General features: G+C 42.6%; 12 protein-coding genes and 1 riboswitch. Of the genes, 4 read left to right on the top strand and 8 right to left on the bottom strand.

The window, feature by feature from the left end:
* Positions 1-408: 408 nt before the first annotated feature.
* From Q0954_RS24095 to Q0954_RS24080, 4 genes are all read right to left on the bottom strand, one after another.
* A complete protein-coding gene (locus Q0954_RS24095) occupies positions 409-603 on the bottom strand; it encodes a cold-shock protein (protein WP_045113952.1) in 195 nt (64 codons plus the stop codon).
* Positions 604-808: 205 nt separating this feature from the next.
* Complete coding sequence (locus Q0954_RS24090; RefSeq protein WP_299461276.1) at positions 809-1,246, bottom strand: hypothetical protein; 438 nt, start codon at positions 1,244-1,246, stop codon at positions 809-811.
* Between the two features lie 65 nt (positions 1,247-1,311).
* The gene (locus tag Q0954_RS24085; protein ID WP_299461274.1) at positions 1,312-2,070 is read right to left on the bottom strand and encodes an SDR family NAD(P)-dependent oxidoreductase; all 759 of its coding nucleotides are present in this window, start codon (positions 2,068-2,070) and stop codon (positions 1,312-1,314) included.
* A gap of 128 nt (positions 2,071-2,198) precedes the next feature.
* Complete coding sequence (locus Q0954_RS24080; RefSeq protein ID WP_299461272.1) at positions 2,199-7,487, bottom strand: AAA family ATPase; 5,289 nt, start codon at positions 7,485-7,487, stop codon at positions 2,199-2,201.
* A 629-nt stretch (positions 7,488-8,116) separates the two neighbouring features.
* On the opposite strand from Q0954_RS24080, the gene Q0954_RS24075 reads away from it, so the two are divergent.
* Entirely contained in the window at positions 8,117-9,019 is a 903-nt protein-coding gene (locus Q0954_RS24075; RefSeq protein ID WP_299461280.1) for a histone deacetylase, read from the top strand.
* A 154-nt stretch (positions 9,020-9,173) separates the two neighbouring features.
* Positions 9,174-10,550 carry a DUF4157 domain-containing protein gene (locus Q0954_RS24070; protein WP_299461270.1) on the top strand — a complete coding sequence of 459 codons (1,377 nt, stop codon included), beginning with the start codon at positions 9,174-9,176 and terminating at the stop codon, positions 10,548-10,550.
* Positions 10,551-10,726: 176 nt separating this feature from the next.
* Here the strand turns inward: Q0954_RS24070 and Q0954_RS24065 are convergent, their stop codons facing one another.
* The gene (locus Q0954_RS24065) at positions 10,727-19,786 is read right to left on the bottom strand and encodes a hypothetical protein (protein ID WP_299461269.1); all 9,060 of its coding nucleotides are present in this window, start codon (positions 19,784-19,786) and stop codon (positions 10,727-10,729) included.
* Positions 19,787-20,206: 420 nt separating this feature from the next.
* Between Q0954_RS24065 and Q0954_RS24060 the strand changes: the two genes are divergently transcribed.
* The gene (locus Q0954_RS24060) at positions 20,207-21,121 is read left to right on the top strand and encodes a bile acid:sodium symporter family protein (protein ID WP_299461267.1); all 915 of its coding nucleotides are present in this window, start codon (positions 20,207-20,209) and stop codon (positions 21,119-21,121) included.
* An 87-nt stretch (positions 21,122-21,208) separates the two neighbouring features.
* On the opposite strand, the gene Q0954_RS24055 is transcribed toward Q0954_RS24060, so the two are convergent.
* The 3 genes from Q0954_RS24055 to Q0954_RS24045 all read right to left on the bottom strand — a co-directional run bounded on the left by Q0954_RS24055 (position 21,209) and on the right by Q0954_RS24045 (position 25,250).
* On the bottom strand, positions 21,209-22,255 hold the full coding sequence (locus Q0954_RS24055; RefSeq protein WP_299461265.1) for a YncE family protein: 1,047 nt from the start codon (positions 22,253-22,255) through the stop codon (positions 21,209-21,211).
* Positions 22,256-22,362: 107 nt separating this feature from the next.
* Positions 22,363-24,261, bottom strand: a complete 1,899-nt coding sequence (locus tag Q0954_RS24050; RefSeq protein ID WP_299461263.1) for a TonB-dependent receptor — start codon at positions 24,259-24,261, stop codon at positions 22,363-22,365.
* 95 nt (positions 24,262-24,356) lie between these two features.
* Positions 24,357-24,554: riboswitch (cobalamin riboswitch) on the bottom strand.
* A 306-nt stretch (positions 24,555-24,860) separates the two neighbouring features.
* Positions 24,861-25,250, bottom strand: a complete 390-nt coding sequence (locus tag Q0954_RS24045) for a DUF1987 domain-containing protein (protein WP_299461262.1) — start codon at positions 25,248-25,250, stop codon at positions 24,861-24,863.
* 372 nt (positions 25,251-25,622) lie between these two features.
* On the opposite strand from Q0954_RS24045, the gene Q0954_RS24040 reads away from it, so the two are divergent.
* A complete protein-coding gene (locus Q0954_RS24040) occupies positions 25,623-25,775 on the top strand; it encodes a hypothetical protein (RefSeq protein WP_002699190.1) in 153 nt (50 codons plus the stop codon).
* Positions 25,776-25,928: the final 153 nt, after the last annotated feature.

Raw genomic sequence — 25,928 nt, 5'->3', positions numbered from 1 at the left:
GCGCGATTTTTGAAGTTCGTCAGAAAACAAAACTCATCCCAAATAATAGCGCATTTACTTAATGTTTAAGGTACTAGGGCAACCATTCCGGTAAATCGAGAACTTCCATTGCATTACAGCAAGGGATTGCCCCTACACTTATCACTTTAATTTATTACATAAATACCTGTATATCAGAGATTTTTAAAACTTTGTACACTCTTAAAATGTATCCGCAGGATGTTTAATAAGAGCCTTCTTTAAAGCAACTACACGTTCTTTTGCAAAGAGTCGATAAAGGTATTATAGCGTTCTACAATGCTAATTGGGTTACACTTTAGGGCACAAAAAAACCCTTACTCTTTTTTAGAGAACAAGGGTTTGGATTTTTATTTAGACGTTGCATTACTGCAACGAAAATGTCAATGCTTATCGGATACGTTTAACGTCTACTGCATTTAATCCTTTTCTACCTTCCTGTAGGTCAAACTCTACTTCATCACCTTCACGGATGTCGTCTAAAAGACCTGAAACGTGAGTGAAATATTCTTTATTTGACTCATTATCGGTAATGAATCCAAATCCTTTAGATTCATTGAAAAATTTTACTGTTCCTGTATTCATTATAATAATTTTGTAATAAAGTATAAAGGTAAGTGATTAAAAGTTCTTATGATAGTTTAGGGCAACTTATTTTTACAATTATTCTCTAAAAAAGAGTTTTACACACAAAAAACATTCATTAAGTCATTCTTTATCAATGATTTAACAAAAATCAAATAAAGTTTTTTTTATTCCTTCTCTCAAAATAATCACCAACTGCCTCCCATTAAGCACTAAACACCTTGCGGTAAACTGGCTTACGATATAAAAACTGTAGGTAAAGCGCCGGATACATCAAATAATCGAATAAGAAAAAAGGAGTCTTAAAAGTAATATCATCCACAATGTGCGTTTGTTGCCCATGCCTTACTATGCGGTGGTGGTGTTTCCAGTATTTTAGAAAAAACGGTAATTTTACTCCTTCATCTACAAACGATACTTCCTCCTCGTTGTCTTGGTAGTCAGTAATAAGGCTCTCCCAGGTTTGTTTGAAAAAAATAAAATTTAGACGCAAAGCCACCCTATCATCTACCTTACATCCGTCAAACCTTAATAGTTTTACGGGAGGAAAAGGGGGCGCAAGTTTTACAAACAAGTCCTGGTCAAACCCAGCAAATACTTGTTTATAAGGCTGTTTTACCAAAGTACTGATTTTAAGTCGCATAATTTTAATCTGTTTGCCAGCTTTTTATTTGGTAAACCATCCCTATAAGACAATTGTTTTTGAGGCTAATGCACATAACTACCTGCATTCATATCTATAGTACACCCAGTTGCGTGGTCAGATAAACCACTGGCAAGTAACACTATAGTAGGTGCCAGATCGGTAGGCTTGGTCAGGCGGTCAAGTGCCACTCCTTGCATGGCGTACTCCATTCCATATTCATCTATAAAGTCTTGTGCCATTTCGGTGGCAGTAAAACCTGGTGCAATCACAAAAGAGGTAATACCCTGTTTGCCATACGCCCTGGCTATAGAACGGCTCAGGGCAACCATGCCGGCTTTAGATGCGGCATAACCCATGTAGTCGGCAGTATCGCCCCTAAAAGCTGCCCGCGAAGCAATGTGAATGAGGCGCCCACCACTGCCTTGCTGAAAGTGTATGATGGCAAGCCGCGACAAAATAGCGGTGGCTGTTAGGTTTACCTGCATAGTTTGGTTCCAGTCTTGTACCCATTGTTCATGGGTGGCATCCAGCGATGACTGAATGGCAATGCCCGCATTGTTTACCAATACATCTACCCTACCAAAGGCGGCTATCACATCGGCAAACAGCTGTTGACAAGCTGCATCATTGTTTAGATCTGCCCTAAAAACCTGTGCTCCATTACCAGCAGCATTGGCTACTTCTTGAGCTTTTTCGGCATTGCGTCCATAATGTACGGCAACTCTTGCCCCGGATTTACCCAATTGCTGGGCGATGGCAGCACCTATACCCCGACTGGCTCCAGTCACTAATATATTTTTTCCTTGTAGACTAATTTCCATAGATCAATTTTAGCCAATTTTGTTTTTTAATTCAAATAATCGGGAGGGATGGTAAGCTCTTTTGTTGGTGGGTGAGCACTTAAAATACCGCTGTACGCTGGGCTGCAATCATTCAAAGTCAGACAAACCTACATTTTAAGTCCCATAATGGTAATGTCATCGCGTTGTTCTACACCATCTTGGTGGGTTTCCAGGTTTTGCTCCAGTAGCCGTTGTTGGTTTTCCATGGTTTCGGGGTGAATACTCTCCAGCAACTGGATCAGCCTACGCTTGCCAAAACTACGGCGTCGGGGGTTGGGCGTATCTGCGTAACCATCGGTGCTCAAATAGAGCAAGTCATTTTCCTTCAACACCAGTTGATGCTGGGTAAAATGTTTGACATCGCCCCCACGCCAGCCAGCTATCGACTTTCGATCGCCCTTTATTTCACCAAACTGGCCATTGGTTACATAGAACAACGGGCGCTTGGCTCCCGAAAAAGTAAGTACAGTGCTGGTGTCTTGTGGCTCCAGACGACACAAACACAAGTCCATTCCGTCAGAATTGTCTGTTTCGCGTTGTCGCAAGGCTTTTTCTACCCCCAGGTGTAAGGCATTCATTATATCGCTGGGCTCAAATATTCGTTTTTCATTGATAATTTCATTCAATAAAGTGTTGCCTACCATACTCATAAAAGCCCCTGGCACTCCGTGCCCGGTACAGTCAAGCACGACGATAAAAGTATAGCCATCTACCTTGCTCAACCAGTAAAAATCGCCCGAAACCACATCTTTGGGAACAAAAAGCACAAAGTGGTCTTGAAAACACTCCCCCAAATCTTTGCCAGAAGGCAAAATAGCCGTTTGAATATGCTTGGCATAACGAATACTGTCCATGATCTTCATATTGGTTACCTTTACGTCGGTCAATGCATTGTTGAGGTCATTGGTACGCTCTACTACTTTTTGCTCCAGGTTGTCATACAACAAAGCATTTTCCATAGAGATGGCCATTTGGGTAGAGAGCATTTTCAGCAAACGAATCCGGTCATCGCTAAATGCCTGATTGGTGAGGTTGTTTTCAAGGTAAAACACACATATCAAGGTTTCTTTTCTTGATACCGAAAAGCATAAAACCGATTTGGGGTGGTGCTGTTGTATGTATTCATCGCGCGAAAACTCTTCAATTTGAGAGGCATCGTCAAGCACCAGGTATTTTTGAGTACGCGAAATATAATTGATAATGCTTTGGGGCACTTTCAGGCTTTCTTCTAACGGTTCGGGGGTTTCAAGCATTTTTATCTCTTTCGAATCTCCTTCACCCACCACCTTTAGCTGGTCATTTTCTACATTAACCAATACTCCTTTTTGTGCTCCGGCATTTTCAATCACAATTTGCAACATCTTGCTTATCAAGTGATTAATGCGTACTTCTTCGGCAAGGGTTTGCGATGCCTTCATGATAGAGGCAAGGTCTAAAGCCGACGCTGTATCTTTGGTAGCCTGGCGGGTGTCATGGTTTGATGTAGCGGCTTTGCCCCTCAAGTTGCCCCGGCTTCGGAGCGCTTCTTTTGGTAACACCTCGTCTCCATATCGGGCACGCAACCAAGCCAGTTTAGCGCGTCCTCCCCACTTCTTATACCCTCTATACGCTTGCTTGAGGTGACTTTTGGCATACCTGAGCTTGTTTTTATCGTACCAAAAAACCGCCAGCAACTCGTTTGCCAATGCCTCAAGGTGGGTAAACTTCTGTTCTTTGGCTCGCTCAATGGCTTCAAGGTAAAAGTCCAGTGCATCGAAGCCGTTGCTAGTAACCCGAATTTGTTCAGCGGCCACCAATAAGTATAAATGTTGGTAGTTTTCCGGACAGTTATCCGCCCACACCTTCATTTGTTGTTGATTTATTTTTACCCTGGCAAGGACTATCTCTTTTTGGCTTTGGTCAGTTTGGGCAAGCATGGCAAGGGTGGTCATGCTATGGTAAAAGTTGTATACGGGCTCTACATAAGACCCTGTACTGCCTGGCATTACTTCGTCGGCAATCGGCAACAACTCCTGGGCTTTTTGAGGCTTGCCCAACAGATAGTAAGTCATTATTTTTAACAAGTAAAAATGCGACAAAGAGAACAAGTTGGCTTCAAAAGCTTTTATAAAAGCGGCTTCTTCAAAACCTTTACTGTCAAAGCTGGCGGTTTCGGGGGTTTTGCCTTGCATGCAACGCACCATTTGCCGAATGGCAATACTCATTTCACGACAGGTATAATCGGCCTTTTTGCGTAAAAAATCAGTATAATTGTTGGCTTCGTTGTGCACTTGGTCTAGTGGGTGCCCATGCAACAAACTATACATCAGGTAGCGCGACGCAGAATACCCTGTATGTATGTGGTCGCCTCCTTCCAGGCTCCTCCGAAAACCTTCTTTGAACACCTCAAGGCTATGCTCTAGAGGTTGCCCCCAATGCGACACAAAATTACCAAAAACAAAGTGTACAGCACCTTTCATCGTCACTGCATTGGGTTGGTTTGCCAACTCCATAGCCGTTTGTCCAAAACGAAACGAGGCAGGATAATCGTGTAACATTGCTCCTTGCAAAATGGCAAACATGGCATAACCATACGCCGAAAACGGAGTGTTTCCGTATCTAAACGAGGTTTCTACCATAGTAGTAATCACCAATGCCACCAGTCTTTGGTCGGTTTGGTAAGCCGGGAGTACACTTTTTACCAATATATTCATCAAAGCCAGTTTTTCCTGGTCTTCCATTGCGGGTAAACTTCCCAGATCCTCTATGTTTTTGTCCTGAAGAAACTCCTGAATAAACCTGAGTTTTTGCTGTACCTTTACCAGTAGCTTGGCGGGGCTGTCGGGAATGGGCTCATCCAATATACCTACCACTTGTCTACAGTACATAACCGCCTCGGTCATGTTGCCCAGGTTGGTATACAACAAAATCATCGTTTCATATATTTTTGCTAAGTCAAGAGGTTCGTTGGTGTTCTCCACAATATGAGTATGCAAGGCAAAGGTTGCATCAAAGTTAGTATTGAGGTATTCGCATTCTGCTTTTTCCAGGTGTATGTCGCAAGTAAGGCGGTACACGTTCTGCCAGGCATTTTGAGGTAAGAGTTCCAAGGCTACAGCCAAATAGTCGACAGCTGTTTGATAAGCCGTGGCTTCTTTAGCTTTTTGGGCAGCAAACAAGTTGAGCTTTGCCAAGGCTATTTTTTCATTGCCATCGGGCAGCACATCCGTGCTCAGATTGAGGTGCCCCACCACATCAAATATGTGCTCTTCCAAGGCCTCTTCTGCCAGGTTTTTTAGCAGCAGCTGCCCAATTTCGTAGTGAATACGCTTTTTTTCTTCGTCTTCTATCAATGAATAGGCCGCCTGCTGTACCCTATCGTGCAAAAAGCGAAACTGGCAATTAATTTTTTGCGCATCCTCACTGTCAAGCTCTCCATTGAGCAATAAATTGTAGTGGTTATCGAGCGGTAAAATTAATCCTTCGGCAATGGCGCTCCATAAATCCTGTAAAGTTTGGGTAGGTAATTTTTTATAAATCAACGAAAGCGTATGCAAAGAAAAGCGATCACCTATAGAGGCAGCAAGTCTCAAAATATGACGGGTTTCGGGCAAAAGCCGCTGTATTTTACCTGCCATCAGGTCTACTACATTGTCAGTAATGTTTTTGGCTTCTATTTGGGCAATGTCCCATCCCCATACCTCTTCTGCGTCTTCAGCATTGAACCACAACAGTTTTTCTTCATAAAGCGAGGTTAAAAACTGGCGCACAAAAAACGCATTACCCAAAGTTTTGCTATATACCAGTTCGGTTAGCGACTCGGTAGCCTCTGGGGTACTGTGCAGTGTGTCGGAAATCAATTGACGTACGTCTTTTTTAGACAAGTTCTGCAATGTAATACGGCTTACTACAGCATCGGTTTGGGCAATATCTTCCAGCGCCATAAACAGTGGGTGTTGTTCGTATACCTCATTGTCGCGGTAGGCACCTATTACCAGCAAATATTGATTTTCTACATCCTCCATCAACACTTTCAGTAAATTCAACGATGCCAGGTCTGCCCAATGCAAATCGTCAATAAACATCACCAAAGGGTGTTCTTGGCGGCTGATCACACGCAAAAACTGTTGAAAAACCATTTGGAAACGGTGTTGGCTTTCGGCAGCCCCCAAAGCAGACAACGGAGGCTGTTGCCCAATAATAAGTTCGAGCGATGGCAACACATCTATGAGCACTTGTCCGTTGGTACCAATGGCGGCGAGTATATTTTTTCTCCATTGATCAAGCTCTTGAGCACTTTCGGTGAGCAATTGCCTAATAAAGCTTTTAAGTGCCTGATGAATGGCGTAATAAGGGATATTACGCTGAAATTGATCGTATTTTCCATTGATAAAGTAGCCTTGGTTTTCAATCAATAGCTTGTGTACCTGATTAATCAACGCCGACTTACCCACGCCCGAATACCCTGTAACTAACATCAGTTCAGTAGCTCCACTGCCAATGCGTTCTACAGCCTCTATCAAAAGTTGTTCTTCGTGTGCCCTGCCATAGAGCTTTTCGGGGATTTGAAACAAGCGCGAAAAATTTTGTGGTGCTATATCAAACGCTTCCACCTTTCCAGTAGTTACCCACTGTGTCCGGCACTTTTGCAGGTCGGTTTCCAGTATATACGCCGATTGATAGCGATTTTCGGCATTTTTCTGCATCAGTTTCATTACTATTTCAGACAATACCGCAGGAATCTCAGGGTTGAGCAAATGAGGGGGTTCAGCGATTTGGGCAATGTGACAGTGTACCAACTCCAGCGAGTTTTTGGCTTCAAAAGGCAGCCGTCCAGTCAATGTTTCGTAAAAAGTAACCCCCAACGAATACAAGTCTGTACGATAATCTACTACCCGGTTCATTCGTCCGGTTTGCTCTGGCGACACATACGCCAGGGTACCTTCTAACTGGTCGGGGTTGCCTATATACTGTTGGTTGTAGTTGATCCTTGACGAAATACCAAAATCAATGATGCAGGTTTCTTTGGTAACAGGGTTTACCAATATATTGGCAGGGGTTATATCTTTATGAATAACATATTGCTCGTGTATTTTACCCAACGTGTGGCTTACTCCAATGGCTATGTCCAGAAAATCGATCAAGGTTTCAATGGTCAACGGCGCTATACTGGTAATTTTACTCCCATTAAAGTAATTCATCGCAAACGAAGGCTTGCCAGCCAGGGCGTCTTTGTCGTGTGCCCTGAGCACCCCCTTGATGTTAAGAGATTTTAGTATTTCGTATTCATTGTACAACCGGGTGACTTGAGGTGGGGTTAGAAATTCTTCTTTAAGAGTTTTGATTACCACAGGCGACAAATCTCCTTGTTCGCGCAAGTAAATCAAAGATTTATTGCCTTCATAGATCAACTTCATTCTAGTAGATTTCGTCTGGGTTGGCTCCATACTTTAGTGCGATTATTTTTTACAAATCGTGATTGTGCTGCTTCTGTTCGTAATTCAATCAAGATATTAAAGCCTGCTATTCAGGTGCAAGATTGGGTGTAAGTGGTAGGGTTATGCGCTTGTTCTAATGTGTGATTAAAAATGAGGTTGTAACAACAGCATTCCCAACATACATATAAACAGCAAAGTAATACCACTAGTCAGGGCTTAAGCTTCTGTTTGTTAAGATAATAAGTTAAAAGGAAACTACACATTTTTCTAATCAAATTTCTTGCAGAAAGTAGAGAGGACGTTGATATTTAGCTTTGGCTGATTGTTTTATTTAATTGAGTCTTGATTGTTGAGAGCTGATCAGGCGCACAAAGTTAAAACCAAGCAACTTTTGCCAAAAAAATCAGCCCTGAACATTCAATTGAAAAAGCACAAATTTACTACCTTCGCCCAGCTTAAGGTATGGTGCCAAAACCGGGCTTTAAAATTTGCCTGATGTAATAGCTGAGTAAAAAGTGTTACAAGACCTTAAGCAATCATACTAAATAAACATGTGGCTTTTTAATAGGTTATTTGTAAACTATTGGTACAACAACAAAATTATACAAATGCTCAAAATAGCCTGGTCTGATATATACGCCCACCACTTACCTCCGGGGCATCGTTTCCCTATGGAAAAGTATAATCTCTTGCCTGAACAGCTGCTCTACGAGGGCATAGCAGAGTCTGACAGTTTTTTTGCCCCCCAACCAGTGGCCGAGAAGTGGATTTTAAAAGCCCATGACCCAGTTTATTGGCAACGCCTCAAAAACCTGGAGCTAAGTCATAAAGAAGCCCGACGCACGGGTTTTCCATTGTCGGCTGGTTTGGTACACCGCGAAATAGTCATTGCTCAGGGTACTATCGACTGTGCCTTGTATGCCTTAGAGTTGGGGGTATCTTTAAATATTGCGGGAGGCACTCACCATGCCTTTACTGACCGGGGGGAAGGCTTTTGTTTGTTGAACGACATTGCCATTGCAGCACACTACCTGCTCGACAAACAACTGGCAACCAAGGTATTGGTAATAGACCTGGATGTGCACCAAGGCAATGGCACCGCCGAAATTTTCCAATACGACGATCGGGTATTTACATTTAGTATGCACGGCGAAAAAAACTACCCTCTACGCAAAGAAATATCTGACCTGGACATTGCCCTGCCTGACGGTGCCAATGATATGACTTATTTGACTACTTTGTGTAAAACGTTGCCTGGCTTGATAACCGAAGTCAAACCCGACTTTGTATTCTTTCAGTCAGGAGTAGACGTGCTTGCCACTGATAAACTAGGCAGGTTGGGGATGAGCATTGACGGTTGTCGTCAGCGTGACCAAATAGTGTTTGATTTGTGTAAACAACACCAATTGCCCGTAGCGGTAAGCATGGGAGGAGGCTATTCGCCCAAAATAGCTGATATTGTCAATGCACACACCAATACTTACCGTTTGGCACAAGAAATTTTCTTTTAAATTACTCATTTCCTTAAAATAAAATGCTTAATTGACATCATTCTACATAAGCCTTTATTTTCAGCTATCAAGTGGTTGGCAGGCAAATTACAAGATTGATTCTAAACCATTAAAAAGTTGTTTATCAAATATGCAACACAAACCAAGTATGCGCATGAGTCACATTCAAAAAAAAACACCCCAACTACTACAAGAGGCTGGGCAACAAGTAGCCAAAACCAAACACACGGCAAATAACCCCGCTATACAAGCAAAGCAGCGCCCAGTGCAACGTAAAAGCTCAAATACTGCTTACACTAGTAAAGAAGGACAAAAACCACCTATACAAGCCAAACAACAGACCGTACAAAGCAACTTAGAGGGTAGTAAAAATAACAAAGAGACACAAATAAAAAAGAACGTGGGGCAACTCATGGGAACAGATGTGTCGGATGCCAAAGTACACTATAACTCAAGCAAACCTGCACAACTGCATGCCGAAGCCACTGCTCAGGGCAACCAAGTGCACTTGGCTCCTGGCAAAGAAAAGCACCTGGGGCATGAGCTTACCCATGTAGCCCAACAAAAGCAAGGCGTTGTAAAACCGACAATGCAAGCCAATAATGGAACAAGCATCAATAATGACCCTCATCTGGAAAAACAAGCCGATGACATAGGGGCTCAAGCTTTGCAAATGAAATCGGGCAATACAGATGTAGGCAGTGATACACGCTCTACTACACAAAGTAATGGTACTAACGCAAGCAACAGTCAACCGCCTCCGGTACAACTGTATGCGGCAGGTACTTATATTACTAAAGAAGACGCCAACCTACGCGATGACGACAAAAAGGAGGTGACTAGAGCACTTAACCAAGGAGAGGTCATTCACGTGGCACACAATGCACGTGAATTAAAGTTTACCACTGGTTTCATTTTCGGCTCCAAAAACCACGTGTGGGTTACCGATAGTCAGGGTAATAGCGGTTGGATCAGAGAGTCGGCAATTGGCGGCAGAGAAACTACCCGTTTGGTAGATAGTTATACCCAAAACGCCATACAAGATACTATGCGAAATGTACCAAGAGGTGGGATGAGAAGAGGTTTTATCCCTCCTGATGTCCAAAGACATCAACAGTCTAACCCCAGAATTAAAAATATGGTAAGAGGCATAGACATTTCACAAAGTGCTACAGCGGTAGTCACTCAACTTTTAAATAACATTGCTCAAGGAAGCTACTTTGCCTACAATGGCACACATCATAGTGCTTTGAATTTTCTTTCGGGGCAAAATAATGGGGGAGATTGTCGTACATTATCAGAATCTATTCGCACCATTATGGTTGATATATTTGGATTCGGAAATATCAATATAAAAAGCAAAAACAACGCATTTAGGGTAAACAATACCAAACCGTTATTTGATGGTACCACCCCTAACCGTAACGACCACTGGGAGTTTGACAACCATTACTGGCTTGATGTGGACGGTACAGAAATAGATGTGTTATTTAATGCCCGTTTAGATAAAAGTGATTGGGTTGACGAATAAAATATTATTTTGAATATTAATCTATACTTGTTGACACTCGTAGAGATCACAAATCAACCCCAAGTAGGCAAATAAGTCGCCTTACAAATGCAGGAACCGAACCCAAGAAAAAAGCGGAGCATTGGTTAAAAATACTCCGCTTTATTAATAGTGCCTCAAGGGTTTTAAAACATGTTTCAGTCTTCTGGTTCCAATTTATCTAACTTTTCCATCAATACTGCCGCTGCTTCGGCTTGTTCGGCAGTGTAGCCACCTTGTTGCAACGCGTTGGTAAGGCTGGTTGCCGAAGTAATTTCAGGGAAAAACTCCAGCAAAGTCACGCTTGCTTTGTTGGCACTTACGCCAATAGCACGCAAGGCGTCTACAATATCGCGCTGGCTACTTTGCGACTCTTGCAATTGCCCGGCTACTTCTTTGAGGTCCAGCAATGACAACAACACTGATGACAACGAATAACGAGCTCCCTTGAGTGCGTCTATCATCTCGTTGGTTTCTATGGTAGTCCACAAATACCTCATAGCAAGCGCGGCATCCTGGGCATTGAAATAATTCATTTTAAGTGCTGTAGCAAGGTTTTCAGCCTTGAAGTCGTCAAAGGTGCGAGGCAAAACAGTGCTAATTGTCAAAAAATCTTTTTTGAGCGTTTTCAAAGCCTTTACCACCTTAGAAGGCAAATGTTCGGCAAGTACCGAGCTGGCAAAAGCATGCTTCACCCCTTGGGCAATGTCTACCATTTCGTAATCGGCTTTTTGCATAGCCACCGCCAAAGTATCGCAAGTAAGCTTACGCTGCGACAACTGATATACAGACTTAGATAGTTCTTCTACGTCGCAAGTGTCCTTGAGCGCGTGTACATAAAAATCTATTTGCTCGTTGGTGGGTATATCAGTAAAATGCATTGTCAAGGCTGCAGTGATGGCGGGCAATTCATACCCGGCACCATTCATAGCTTCTACCATTCCTGCGGCAACCATTTTGGGGTCTTTTCCAATCAAGGTTTTGCTCAGCGAAGTTTTAAGCATAGTGGCTACCTCTATTGGGTCATCCTTGTACGACTTTAGCATTTTGGCAAGCTGCGTGGTACTCATATCGGCACTCCCCTCAAGCAATGCTTCCATAATTTCTTCACTGGTAAAATATGCCTCACCCTCCTTAGATTTTAGCGACCCAAGCAATGCAATCAACTCCTTTACTTCTTCATAAGTAGCATCAATCGCTACAATACCTTGTCGTATGGCATTGATGTCATCAAAACGGGTTTGTTCTTTCAGTATTTGCGCAGTTTCGGCAACGGTATGCAAATAAGGTGGATGTACCAACACCCAGGCAATAGTAGTTACTGGTGCGCCCATTTTGCTTAGACTATGGGCTGCGTTTGCCCCATCCAGGCGATGCATTGCCGGAAAATCATCATCTTCTACAATGCTTACATAAGGCAAATCCAGTTCGCTATCTTGCCCCGCCTGAGGCAACAAAAACTTAAATGGGTAAAAGGTTTCATAAATATGTCCATGCCATTTACCCTGTAAACCCAACGAAGGTAACTCGTCTGCTTCCAGGCGGGCTTTTAACTGTACCTCTTCAAATAACCCCAGTCCCTCAAGACGAATATCGCCACAGTTTCCATCTATGAGCAGTGCCTTTTCGGCAAAACTATAAGCTACACTAAAATTTCTCAGTGTTTGTTGTTGCAGGCTTTCATTGATGTCAGCCTTGTCAAATAATTTACGCAACACATCGCCCAACTGGGCTGCTTGGGGTTGCCATAAAATGGCCGTGTGCATAGGTTCAGCAGCACTCAGAGGTAGTTCTAAAGTGGTTTGTTCACCAAATATTTCTACTGGTGCCATAATTTTTGCTTCTGCCCCTTCTAGCGTTGCCACGATGTGTAATTCAAAAGCAGACAAATGCAAAGGCACAGGTTCATTGGTAAGCTGCCAACCTTCCCAATCTTCTGTATTGGTAATAATCATTCTGAAACAAGGGGTACCACTTGCCTGACTGTAGGTAATATCTTTGAGCGTTACATTGTGCTCCAGCGAAGCAATTTCTTTGGGTAAGGCATTTACCAGCGTGGGGGCTGCCAATGCTACCATTTCCTTTAGCGAGGGTTGCTCCAGTATTGAGTCCAGGCGAACACTGTGAATGTCAGTTTCAAAAGGCGCTGGCATACTAAGTGATACAGCTCCGGTGCCTATGGGTAAATTACCAAACAATCTAAAGTCAAACTCGCTTTGCAGATCGTTGGTACTTCTGAAAATACGCAGTCCGGCGTGGTCTATCCAAATATTTGTATCTTTAATGAGTTGCCAGCCTTCCCAGTTTTGACTGGTGCTTACCTCCATAATGAAAGTTTTTTCAGGAATATCAGCGTTGTCTTCCAGATACAACAACTGAAAGTTTTGAATCTCCAGGTCACTCTCAGTCTCTAGGTGTTGCAATGCATCAGGCAGACGGTGTTCCCAATCAGGATTTGCTAACGCCAGTAAGTCGCTAAACTGAGGAGTAGAGAGCTCTTCGTTGAAATGTACCAGCGAAAACAAATAGTTTTTCTCGTCAAATGGAAGGGCAAAAATCAAAGGAAAGAAAATCTTTTTACCCAAGTCAAACTCGCCAGACAAATGACCACTGATCTCTTCGCCACTTTGCTTGCTAATACTTAACTCAAAGTTTTGTAAGCCAAACGAAACCACTGTGGGTAAAAACTCATCGGTAGTCCAGCCTGGTTTAGACTCTACCAACAAGTTAAAGGCCTTGTCCAGCCCCAGGTTTATTTCCAAGTGTTTCAACAACAACTCATTGCTTAATTGAGCAAGACTTTGAGGTATTTCGTTTTTCCAGTGATCGTCAAGGTAGCCAATTAGTTTGGGTAACACTGGCAATTGATGCTCAAAATTACGGTCTGCATTAAATACCCAATTGCCCTCGGTTCTTTCGGCAATCAATCGAATTTGTGTATCGTCTGATTTAATAAACCCGAAAAAATGCATCTTTACTTTGAGGTCATCCTCCAGCAATACCCGACGAATAGTAAGCCCTACATTTTGTAGTTTCAAGCCTTTATCGTGGGTTACTTCTATTTCCCAGGGGGTTTCAGAGTGCCCTGTTACATAAAACTCTCCACTGAGAGGTTCTATGCGCAACTCCAAGCGGGTAATACTAAAATTGGGTAAACTACCAGGCAGTGGCACATCAGACGTTTCGCCATAGTCTAATATGAGGTCAGATGCCTCCAGGTTGTGGTCAATTATACAATCGGCTACCAGTTCAAAACCAGGCGCTTGGGCTACAAAAGGTACATAAATACCAGACAAACTCACAAACCCTTCTAACTGAGCCTGTACCTTAAGGTTGGCTTTGTCAAAAGGATACTGAGCTGATACCACCCAACGAGGACTGTTGATAGAGTAATAAGGTGCCAAAGCTGCCCAGTTGCTCAATTCAAGTTGTATGCGCATAGCCACAATACTACAACTTTGTAACATCACCTGCATGCCCACTTGTCTCACCGGCATTTCTTCCAGTATTTCCTGGTGATATTTTTCGGGCAATAAGCTTGTCCATTCATTATCATGCCCTACCCAACCTTTCAACAAAGCCATCACACTTTCTTGCAAATTGGCTTGTAAAGCCTCTGTATTTTTTTGCTTTGGAATACCAATCATCGACTCTATAGCCTGCATGAGTTCCTCGTCATTGTCCAGGTTAGGTTCGGTCACACTTTCGCGGTCTTCCAGGTTATTGTCTGCTACCTCATCTTCAGCCTTGCGCCCATCTTCCCTTGTTTCACCCTCTACATCTTTTCTTGTTCTGAGTTCTTCCGACGATAGTTTTTCTTCAGTTTTCTCTTCATCCTCCTGCCCTTCTTCGGTGGTATGAAGGTCATTAGCATCAGTTTCTTCGGCTGTTTGACCAACAGGAGTACTTACCTCGTATATCAACTCCAAACTATCCACTTTGGGGTCAGTCAGGCGTGCCGACAAACGCGCGTTCGCAAGAAAATCAGCCTCGGCATACAAGAAAACTTCCGCCCTTACCTCAGTAGTTTCGGCGGCTTCCTGGTCTGCCAATACCGTTTGTAATAAAGCTTTTATTGGCAAGGTATCTTCGCCATAGTTGAGCTCAAACTTACTTTCCGTAAACTGAAGTTGAATCACAGGCAAACCATTTTTGATAGCTACTTTACCCGACAAGGGCAAAGCATTGTTGTGCTTGCCATTGAGGTGTTGTATTACTTCCAGCGATTCGTTCAAAGTAGTTTTGGCATAAAAATTCAGCCCTGGTGTAATAGGTACCTGCCACGATGCCTCTAAGTAACCAATTGATGAATAAGTAAACTGTGCATCCTGTAGCTGTAACTCTTTGAAATAGGTATGCTTAAGGCTGGCAAAACTATCAGCAAAGGTCCAATTGCGGGGCATTTGAAAATGCATGGTAGTTTGTACCTCGCCACCTTGGTTCATCAAAATTAATTGAATATTGAGCGATGGCATACCAAACAGTGAAGGGGTAGTGCCCGATAGTAATATTTGTTGACTTTGTTCTTGTAAATCTTTAGGGGTGTGTAGTTCTATTTCGTCTACCCCTAACGATGCCTTCAGTGAGTCATACAAAGCGGTTTCGCCCAAAGTGTAATCATTCAATACATAAAAGCCTTTGTTATCTTTTTGCTCGCTCAACCGCTGTTTGATAATTTCGAGCTTGTCTTCCAGGTGTTTTACTTTAATCGTACGTGCTGCGCTCCATTCGCCTTGCATGCCTTTGGCAAGCGCGCGTACCTGCACTTCATATATTTTGTCTTTTTCTATGTTTTCGGTAAATGTACAAGTGGGTTCGCTTATCTCACGGTTTTCTTCCAATTTTTCGCCAGTAGTGCCATCTTTTATCAGTACTTCATAATTTTGAGCAAAGTCTACTACTTCCCAGTTTACCTCAATGCTTCCATCTGGGTTAGTCAGGTTTATCTGGGGCGTTTCCAGATCGTTGGCAACCAATGTAAAAACTTCATAAGGGTCACTCCACTCTCCGGCTTTATCACCTACCATTGAGCGCACCTGTACTTCATACATTTTCCCCTTATCAATGCCTGATGCCTTGCTTGCTGTAGTGGCATCTACAGTGAGAGTGTCACCTACCACATTACCCGAAGCTTGGTCTTTGACAATAAGCTCATACTTTTGGGCATAAGCCATTGCTTCCCAACTCACTTGAATAGCTTCTTCGGCATAGTCAAGCACTATATTACTGGGTGGTGTCAGGTCTTCAGTATCAATGGCTATTATTTCACTTGTCTTGCTCCACCTGCCCTGAGCACTGCCTGCCATCGCACGCACCTTTACCTGGTATGTCTGGTATTTTTCAATTTTTTCGTTCCATTGGCAGTGGGTATTTTCTGTCATCACTGTAAAGCCAGGGTCAGTGATGGCTTCTGATTCGCCTTCTGTCAATAATATTACCTCATAGCTTTGGGCAAACTCTACTACTTGCCATTTGGCATTCATGCCTTCCTCGCTGTATTGCAAAATCACCTCAGGCGTAGCCAGGTCATTGGCTTCCAGGGTAAATACCTCGGCAGGTTCGCTCCAGTTGCCTACGGTACGCATGGCCACCGCTCTTATTTTTACACGGTAGTTTTTACCTTTATCAATGCCATCGTGTACAAACAAAAAGGTTTGCATAAACTTTGTTTTCTGATACACCACCTCATCGGTTTCGGCATCTACAATATCTATGTCATACCCTTGTGCATACCTTACAGCTTGCCATCGCATTTCTAAATGCCCTTCAGTATACTTTATTTGTACTTCAGGAGGGGGAAGGTCGTCAGGCAACAAGGCAAATACACGTTGTGGTTGGCTCCAGGCGCCCACATAGCCCCGGTCTTTGTCTACCACCCGTACTTGGGCAATATATTCTTTACCCCGCTCAATTTTTTCGTGCTTTTCGGCAAACATCCAGACCTTGTCGCTGGTGCTCGCCTCGTGTACGCCATTTTGCGAGGGTGTGGGTACTGGATTGGCACTAATACTAAGACTCGTTTCCTGGGTTCGTTTGGTATAAGATGGGTGATCTTGTCGCTGGTCTTCCCAACATTTAAAATCATAAGCAAACGCCTCCCCTACACTGTTCCACTGGGCTTCTATGCTGCCTTCTTCATAATGCAGGCTCAACTCAGGCGGGGTAATATCGAGGGGCATAACCGATGTTTTACACACAGGGCTAATGGTCACTTGCACTACTTCTCCCTCTTCATAAGCCTCATTACCTACAGTAATTTGTTGGCTCAAAAACAAGGCTTCGTACAATTCATCGGTGCTAATGTCGTGTGTCCAGCTAAAATCACTGCCTACCAAATCCCTTTCAAGCGCAAGCAATTGGTCGTTTTTTCTAAGCAGTAAAATCAGGTTTCCGGCGGGTACAGTTGGTTGCTCCCAGTAAACCTTGATTAGGTTGTTTTGAGCAAAGTACAGCAAGTTGGGGTAAAGCTGAGGGGCTGCCTCCAGCTGTAAGTGAAAAGTGTGGGCAAGTGGCACTATTTCTTCACTCATTTTTGGGGCAATGGTTATTTCATAGGTTTTGCCTGCCTCTAGTGATTTATTTAGCACAAACTCGTGTTGACCGCTGATGCTTTCCTGGACAAAGTGTGATGGGCTTGTTGCCGAAAGGTGTTCTCCCTGTACCAATTGCCCTATCTGAAAATCAAGGTCTTTGATACTGATATCATAACTATCCACAAAATCAGAAGGTTGCCACTGTATCCACAATTGATCATTGTCGTACACAAATAGCGGATTTTTGAGGGCATTGTATACGTTGCTGAATATCTCCTGAAACTTCATGGTAGGCAAGAGATTGTAGGCGCCTGCCTCCGACTTGTTTCGTCCGGTTCTTTTTGCCGATGAGGTATCACGCAAGCGGTAATTGTTGGCTTGTGGATTGATAAATATAGGTTTGCTCGAACTATTGGTTTTGAAACCCACCGAATTGTAATTGAGAAATTGCTTGTTGCTGCGATCGTTCTCTAAAAACAAGGTAGAATACATAGGCATTACCCGGTGCATTTCTTCTACATTGTGGGTACGCACCAAATATTCTGACTGAATAATAGAATTGTCTATCATTACATTTGCCCCTGACGAGATCACAAAAGCATAGTTGCCTCCTACAATGGTACAATTGCGAAACAAAGGCAACGAATTATTACGTGCAACCAATGCCGCCCTGCCTATGTCTTCGAGCACAAATACGCAATTCTGAAAACTTGGAATAGAGTCTCGGTAAGTAATTACCAGGTCGTCGTTGGTTTGTTGCAGCGTAAGCCCATAAAAACCCGTTTGACGCTGGTCGTTTTGGGCAAACACAATAGAATCAGTTGGTTTTATTACGGTTTGTGCGATATACTTGGTTTGTCCGGTGAGGTAAGCCAACGATGCAACCAGTACATTTTTGTCGGTAAAATCAATATTTTCCTGGTAAGTGCCCGGAGCAAGTAATATTACGCTGTCTTCGTGTGCAGCATCTATAGCAGCCTGTATTGTACGGAAGTCTTCGGGTACTTTAAGTATCTCAGGGTTTTGGCTCGCCGGCGGAAACTCCACCCCTTTGCCCTCTACCTCTGCCCATACTGTTCCATCGGCTTCTACCGTAATATTGAGCAGACTCCCTTCGGTGTTATAGCCCAAATACTCTGACCAGCCCCCATACTCAAGTCGTACTCCAGAGGTAGTATCGCCTCCAGCAGCAAGCCCCGATACACTGGTGATATGAAAATGGGCTGTGTAGCCATTTAGAGGTATTTCTAAAGTACTGGTAATGAGCGTAGCCTTAGGTTCTTCTGCCATAACGGTTACTTCTTCAGCCACCGCAAGGCTTCCTTCATCGCTGTTCGTTACCACTTCTTCAGTAGTTGGGTTATTTTCTGTTACTTTGGGAGGGGTGATAAAATCTTTGGAAAAAATCGTGTTTTCAAACGACTTTCCTGCAACCGTTTTACTGTGAGAAGTAATGGCCTGCTCATTGTTTAATTCGTTGCTTAAGTGCAATACAAAGTTAGACGGGTGAGGCGGGCAGTCAAGGCGAACACTTTGTGTGCCAATAGTGGCTTCTATTTCTCCGGTAGTGCTCACCCACAAAGTAAGCATGCTATCAGGGGTATTGTAGGCGAGGTATTTTACTTGATTGCCATACTCAAACCTGATACCTGACTTATGATTAGTCCCAGTTTCTTCGCCCGAAACTGCCTCTATATTGAGGTAAATTAATTGGCGGGCAGCTACTGATATAGACAGTTCGGCACGATTAAGTGACCACAGCACTGCTTCAGGAAATTGATTGAAAAAACAATTGCCTGACATAATATTGGTGCTACTCATACCACCTTGTGCCCGATAAGGAATATACCCTATGTCAGGACGGTTTTCTTGTTGGTTGTATACGTTCAACGAAAAGGTAGACGGATGAGGAGGACAGTGTAATTTTACTTTTTGGTTTTGTATGGTGGCTTCTACCGAGCCATCGGGCAATATGGTGATACAAATAAGGCTGGCTTCGTCGTTGTAATTCAAAGTTTGGCTGTTTTGCCCATACTCTAGCCTTACAGCCGACAAATATCCTTTTTGCTGGCTGGGTAATGCAATGATTTTAAGAGGAATTTTAAACTTTTCATTGATAGAAATTGTCAGGCAAGCTTCTGACAAAACCCAGGCTTTTACCTCACCATGCATCGTATACAAATCGCCTTGGGTAAAATGCAAGCTATGCATAGGGTTGCCGGGCAATACTGCCGAGACTGCTTCATACAGTACAGGGTGGTTCGCCATTTGGTTATTGACCGAAAGGGCAAAAGTAGACGCATGGGGTGGAGGGGCAAACGCCCACACTTGTTGCTCCTCTATTTCGGCGTCTATGCTGCCATTGTGCAGCACCGTAAGGGTAAGCAAGCTACCTTCTTGGTTGTAGCCCAGCACTTTTTCGTAGGGGTTACCTTCAAACTTAAGCTTGACACCAAATTTATAGCCTTGGGGGGCTACTACTGAGGTAATATTTAAGTATACTACTTGCTTGGGAGCCACCGAAATATTTAAACGAGCATCTTTCAATACCCAATCTTTTCCAGCATCCAATGCGTGCAGGCTACTTTGAGGTTCTATATGAATGGTTCCTTTTCCTGTTCCGATCAACACAACTTTTTCGCGTGGTGTCTTTTGTTGATTACGGATGTCTATTTTAAAAGCCATAATCTGTCTCCTTTTCTATGTCTGGTATGTTTTAGGTTAATAGGTAAAAATCATACCATAATTTTTGATTGTTCTTTTTAAAGGGCGGTATGCCTTGCTATTAATTCTATCTTACTGTTTTGCAGGTAGTTTATAAATAAGCTTACAATAATCAATACTTTTTGGGTGGGTTCAAAATAGGTAGGAGGTTTTTATGTGTTTTAATAAATAGCCACAAGGGGTGAACTTCAGGCAATAAACACTCATTATTTGGTACAATGCTATTTGTTTATCCTGTTTTGTTCATTATAAAACGCTCAAACAATAGAATCATCAAATAATACTTTGGTTTGTAATTTTTCAAATTCGTACACAAATCAAACAGAATATCATATATTTGCTGTACAATCAAAAATGTAAGTTTAATTACAAATACCATCAATGCACTTTTTGGCAATCGATCTTAATCAGGCAGTATTAAAATTTAGTGATGACAATGTAATCTTACTCAAGATATGTCTGGGCATTGTAATGTATGGGGTAGCCCTCAACCTACATATAAAAGATTTTAAAGAAATTTTGACCAATCCCCGCTCGGTGGTCATTGGTTTGTTGTCGCAAGTAGTACTGTTGCCTGCGGCTACGTTTGGGCTCATTACCTTACTCAACCCCCACCCCAGCCTTGCCCTGGGAATGATTCTGGTGGCTGCCTGCCCTGGAGGACCTTTGTCTAACTTTATTGCCCACTTATCAGGTGGCAACGCCGAACTATCGGTCAGCCTTACTACCATTACTACCCTGCTGTCGTCGTTTACTACCCCGTTTAACTTTGCTTTTTGGGCAAATATGCTAGATATTCAAAGTGCTTCGGGCAAGCCCCTCACCATTGATTTTATAGAAATGGTCATTGTTATCTTAGAGCTCACCATTATCCCTACCTTTTTGGGAATGCTTACCCGCTACCGTTTCCCTCAGTTTGCCGAAAAAATCACCAAAACTTTCCGCATTATTTCGCTCATCATTTTTGTTATTTTTATTGTAGGTGCTTTTGTCGACAACCTGGGTATTTTTGTAAAATATTTGTTCCATTTTTTGGGCTTGGTACTAGCGCACAACTTAGTGGCTTTGTTAGTAGGTGGACTCACCGCCAGGGTATTTAGGGTACCAGGGCGCGACTTGCGTACCATTACTATAGAAACGGGTATTCAAAACGGGAGCACAAGTGTGGTATTGACGATGGCTTTTTTTGGTGGCGTAGGTGGCATGGCACTCATTGTGGGTTGGTGGGCTATTTGGGACATGTGCTCTAGCCTGATGCTGGCTTTTTATTGGTCAAAAAGATCCGTGAAGGCTTAAATAAAAATAAGGAATAGTGAAAAAAATAAAACCCGACAGGACTTTTAAAGTATCCTGCCGGGTTTTTGAATATAGTATTGATGGTTATTAAAACACAAAGTTGCTGGTTCCACGCCCTGCTTCCATTTCGTCTATTTTAGTGCCATCTGGTTTATAGCGTTCTACTTTCCCAACTCCTTGAAAAGCCGCCGAATTACCAATATAAATATTGCCATTGGCTGCTACCCCAATCCCATAAAAGTTGTTACCTTTGATCAAAGAAGTACCAGGCGCAGCAGTTGCTGTGATATCTAACACAAATACTTCTACATCGGTAGCAGGCCAGGGGGCTGGCGCCAAATAATAAATTTTATCTTTGGCAGGATTGGTAGCCACTTTTTCGTTAAACCCAGCTACTTTAATTCCCGAAATAGTAGCTTCTACCGAATTGTCTGTGGGGTTTATTCTCACTATATTACCACTGGTACACATTGCCCAAATCTTATTGTTAGCATCAAGCACCATACGCGAAGGACCTTTAGCCACGGCAATGGTAGTTTCTACCGCATCAGTAGAGGTGTTTACCACAGCAATTTTATCGCTTCCTTCCAACGCCACGTATACTTTGCCATTATAAGCGAGTACTCCTTGAGGCTTGGCTTCTAAAGCAATGGTTTTGGTAATGGTACCCGCTGTCAAATCAATTACTTTCAAAGCAGCCTCCGGATAAGTCACAAAGTCTGTCTTACCCCACTGCGATACATATCCTTTGTTGCCTACTCCCGCAAAATCAATGGGGTTTACCATAGCAGCATCGGTAATGCTATGTTGCATTTTAAAATCTTTGGCATTGGCTACAATCACCTTGTCAGCACTATTTGTTACTATTACCGCATAACTCTCATGCACACGTAAAGCTTGAATAATACCACCCACAATTTGTTCATTTTCAGCCTTGAAAATGTTATTGGTAATTTTGTCGTCTGCCGACAAAAAACTGACAGAACCGTCTGCATCGCCAAAACTTCCTTCGTTTACAACCAATACTCCTCCCTCATACTTACCCAAAGGAACCGGAGTTTCCTGTTTTTTACAAGCTGTAAAAACTAGGCTGACAGCCAGCAAAATATAGAAAACAAAATTTGACTTTTTCATACTAACCTTTTTATTTATTATTTAATTAATTATAGAAGTCGTCTGGACTTCATAGTTTTAGTTTCTTGGTAATGATTTTTAGCTTTTTTACTGGCATTGCCCAATACCTAATTCCCTATCTTATAGCGCAAGCTCAACTGATAATTGCGCCCTGGCATTGCCCGGTTGTTTACGCTCTCGTAGTCTTCATTGAACATATTATTTACCCTTGCCGATACGCTCCACCAATGCTTGCCCAGGCGAAAGTTTTTGCCCAAACTTGCATTAAACAAAGTAAAACCCTCAATAAAAGAACTGTTGCTGTTTTCTAAGTAGCGTAACCCAGTGTGGTTGATGTCGACTTGAGCAAACCAACCCTGATATTGCCAATGCGCATAAATATTGGAGCTATGCAACGGTGTGTACAATAGTTGTTTGCCAATAAAGTCTGCATTATCAGCTTTAGCAATGATAGATTGAGTATAGGCATAGTTTCCTCCCAACATTACATAGCCATTGGTTTGTTTCCACTTAAGCCTTAAGCTCCCCTCTACCCCTGTACCATCTACTTGCGACACATTTTCGGGCGACCATACATTGCCTACTGGTTTCCAAAGTATCCAATCGGTTACCTGCATTTGGTAATAGGTAAGTTCTGCCTGCCAGCTAAAGTGCTTGCTCTGCTGGCTATAGGCCAATCCGGTTTCGCCACTCCACCCGGTTTCGGGCCTGAGCGTTGGATTGCCTACCCCACCTGCCCCCTGCCAAAAACGGTCGTTGAGCGTAGGCACGCGATAGTTTCTTGAAGCCAAAAGTTTGAAAACCAAGCTTTTATTGTTGGCTTTATACAAAGCAAACTCTGACCCCAACGAAGGGGCAAAAGGAGCCACAAAGCTAGTCACATGTGCCTGCCGTACATTGGCGCTCAATTGCCAGCGTGGTAATACTTGCCAACGCAATGAACCATAAATAGCTGTGCGGTCTTCGGCAATGTCTCGCCCATAAGCATCTACATTGGTTTTGATGTGGGTCCACTGGGAGCCCACCTGGAGACTCAACTTTGTATTGAGTTGTTTTTCATATTTGATAGTGGCTATTCCACGCCTGGTGGCAGTGGTAGAGTTTTCGTTGTACAACAAGTAGTCGTCTATATAGCCCAACTTTACATTCAAAAAGCCCACTTTGTCATTGAGCACATAATCGGCCACTATACGAGTGTTGGTTTGCCTGATCAAATCATTGCTAAAATTATCTCCACGGGTCGCCTGGGTTTGTTTATCTGAGAAACTATACCAGCCCTGCACCGACACATACTGATTAGAGGCAATGCGATAACTCAGGGCTTGCTGAAAACCATAGTTGTATACACTGGCGTTTTGCTGAGTACTGTTTTCGGTGGGTGATATACGTACCCTAAAATCATTGTTGGCAGAGTAGCGGTATACCTGACTTACCGATTCAAACTTACCTGTGCCAACGCTGGCTTTGGCTGCACTAAAGTACTGCCCAAAGCTACCCATGTTTTGTTGAACTTCGGCTTGCCAACCTTTACGCCAGGTAGGGTCGTTTTGCAAGTGAATGCTGCCCCCTATAGCATCGCTGCCATACATGGCGCTTGCCGACCCTGGCTGAATACTCACCTGGTCGATGACAAACATGGGCACCAGACTAAAATCAGTTTGTCCGTTGCTAAGCGTGTTAATATTGAGCCCATTCCACAACACCGCCGCGTGCCCGGCGCCTGTGCCTCTAAACGAAGCTGTAGAGAGCATTTCGTTACCATAAGATTTGATATATACTGGCGACTGTTGCTGTAATATGTTTGCCAGAGTAGTGTGGTTGACTGTAGCCAACAAAGCACTGTCTAAGTGATGTACTTTGCTACCAGTAGCGTATTTTTCTATGGGAATGCCATAAATGCGTACTTCTTTGAGCACATCGCCCCCAATAATTGTATCACTTTGGGCTTGAACCCGAAACGCAACTAAGGTCAACAGGCAACACCACACCCACTTGAACTTTGACACCTGTCTGTACATGAAAATAAAGAGTAAAATGAATTTTATTGAACAATCACTGTTTTCGCCCGAAACGAATGATGTAAGTGCGCCTTTCTAAATATTGATTGCAGGCTTTTTTTGGCAGGTCTCCTGGCTTGCCCAAAATTCAACGCCTTCCCGTTGGAGTTAACAACAGTGGCAGGGGTGATGAATTTGTATAGAGGCTTACAGTTGCGGGGACAGCTCTCGAATCACACGAGATTCCCTATTAAAACACGCCTCTGAAAAAGAGGAGTGTTACCAAAACTGGTGCAAAGGAACGACTTTTTTGGGGGCAAAAGCAAGTTTTAAACACTAAAAAGTTTGACTTGATTGATTGTTAACCTGTTTTTTGCCTGTAATGGATTATTTTGACTGATGATAAAAGGTGGGAAAATGGCTTGGGGGATTGATGGCTGGGATGCTCTGAAGCCCTTGTTTCTTACCTAAAGTTTGCAGAGCAAAGGTTAAACCCAAAACACAAAGAAGGTTTGCCTGTGGGTAAAACGACTACCTATGAGTGAATGCTGCTTCCATCATAGTAGCTATAAGTTATGAGGGAAACAGCATTGGATAATGAGCAATGATTAATCTATTTTTTGTACTGAAATATGAAACGGAAGTGTTACAAAGTCATCCTTGTAATCTTCGCCTGCTTCAATCATATCTAAGTCGTTTGACTTGGCATACCAGTGAACGACTAGCTCACTGTTTTGTTGGTGGTAAAAATCTTCCAACATTTTTAAAATCTCAAAAAACCTTCGGGAAGTGCTGGTATTAAAATAGTTCATCCTAAAGTTAAAGGTCAGTGATTGACTATTTTGTGCTAAATAGTCTGATAACCAACTCAGGATTGGTTCAAAAAACTCAAGGGTGTATTCACTGTATGATTCACCTGCCACCTCAAATACATTGGTGTCTGTATCAAAGCAGATATAAGGGGTATAATTGCCTTCTGGAATAATTAAACTTTTCATCTTTGCCTAATGTTGTAGTAATAAAAGCAAGCGTTAGCTTCATAAAATATATTGTAAATTTAGGCTGAATATTACATAAATCAATCCAGATTCGATGAACACCACAAAAAGTTCGATAAGGGCTTATTTTTACGTAATTAGTGGCTTTTTGGTAAAAACTACCACTTTTTACCTAGAGAGGAGAAGAGTATTGTAGTAAAGAAAGAGGATTTACCAAAACAATTGTGTTTAATACATAGATAATATACTAAAACCTAGGAATTAAAGACACTTGTGTAAGTTTTGAAGACAAACTCGCTGTTTTTTATTTTAGATAATTCGTATAATAATTAAGAGACAAAAATTAACAAAAAAGACCAAATTAAAACCTCTATGATTACCAACTTGATAGCAATAGTATTTGTTGTATTAGCCATATTGATGGCAATTCCTAAACTTGTGATGTCGTCACAAAAAGGGCTGAAAACATCTCAGGAAAAAATTAAGAACCTGAAAAGTATTTTGCCCAACAAGAAAGCAGAATAACATCAGAAGCATCACCTAAAAAATAAAAGTTAGAAGTAAGAAAGCAGGCACTTTCTGCTTCTAACTTTTTTTTATGTCCTTAGGAATTGTTCAAAAATAAATTTACACTCTGAGGGGTGATTTTTCGCCTTGATACTTCGTTATTTTTATTGC

This window comes from uncultured Microscilla sp. (genome assembly GCF_947493425.1).
In the GTDB taxonomy this organism is placed as follows: Bacteria; Bacteroidota; Bacteroidia; order Cytophagales; family Microscillaceae; genus Microscilla.
Note: the sequence above shows the minus strand (reverse complement) of the source record. Positions and strands in the feature narration are given on the sequence as shown.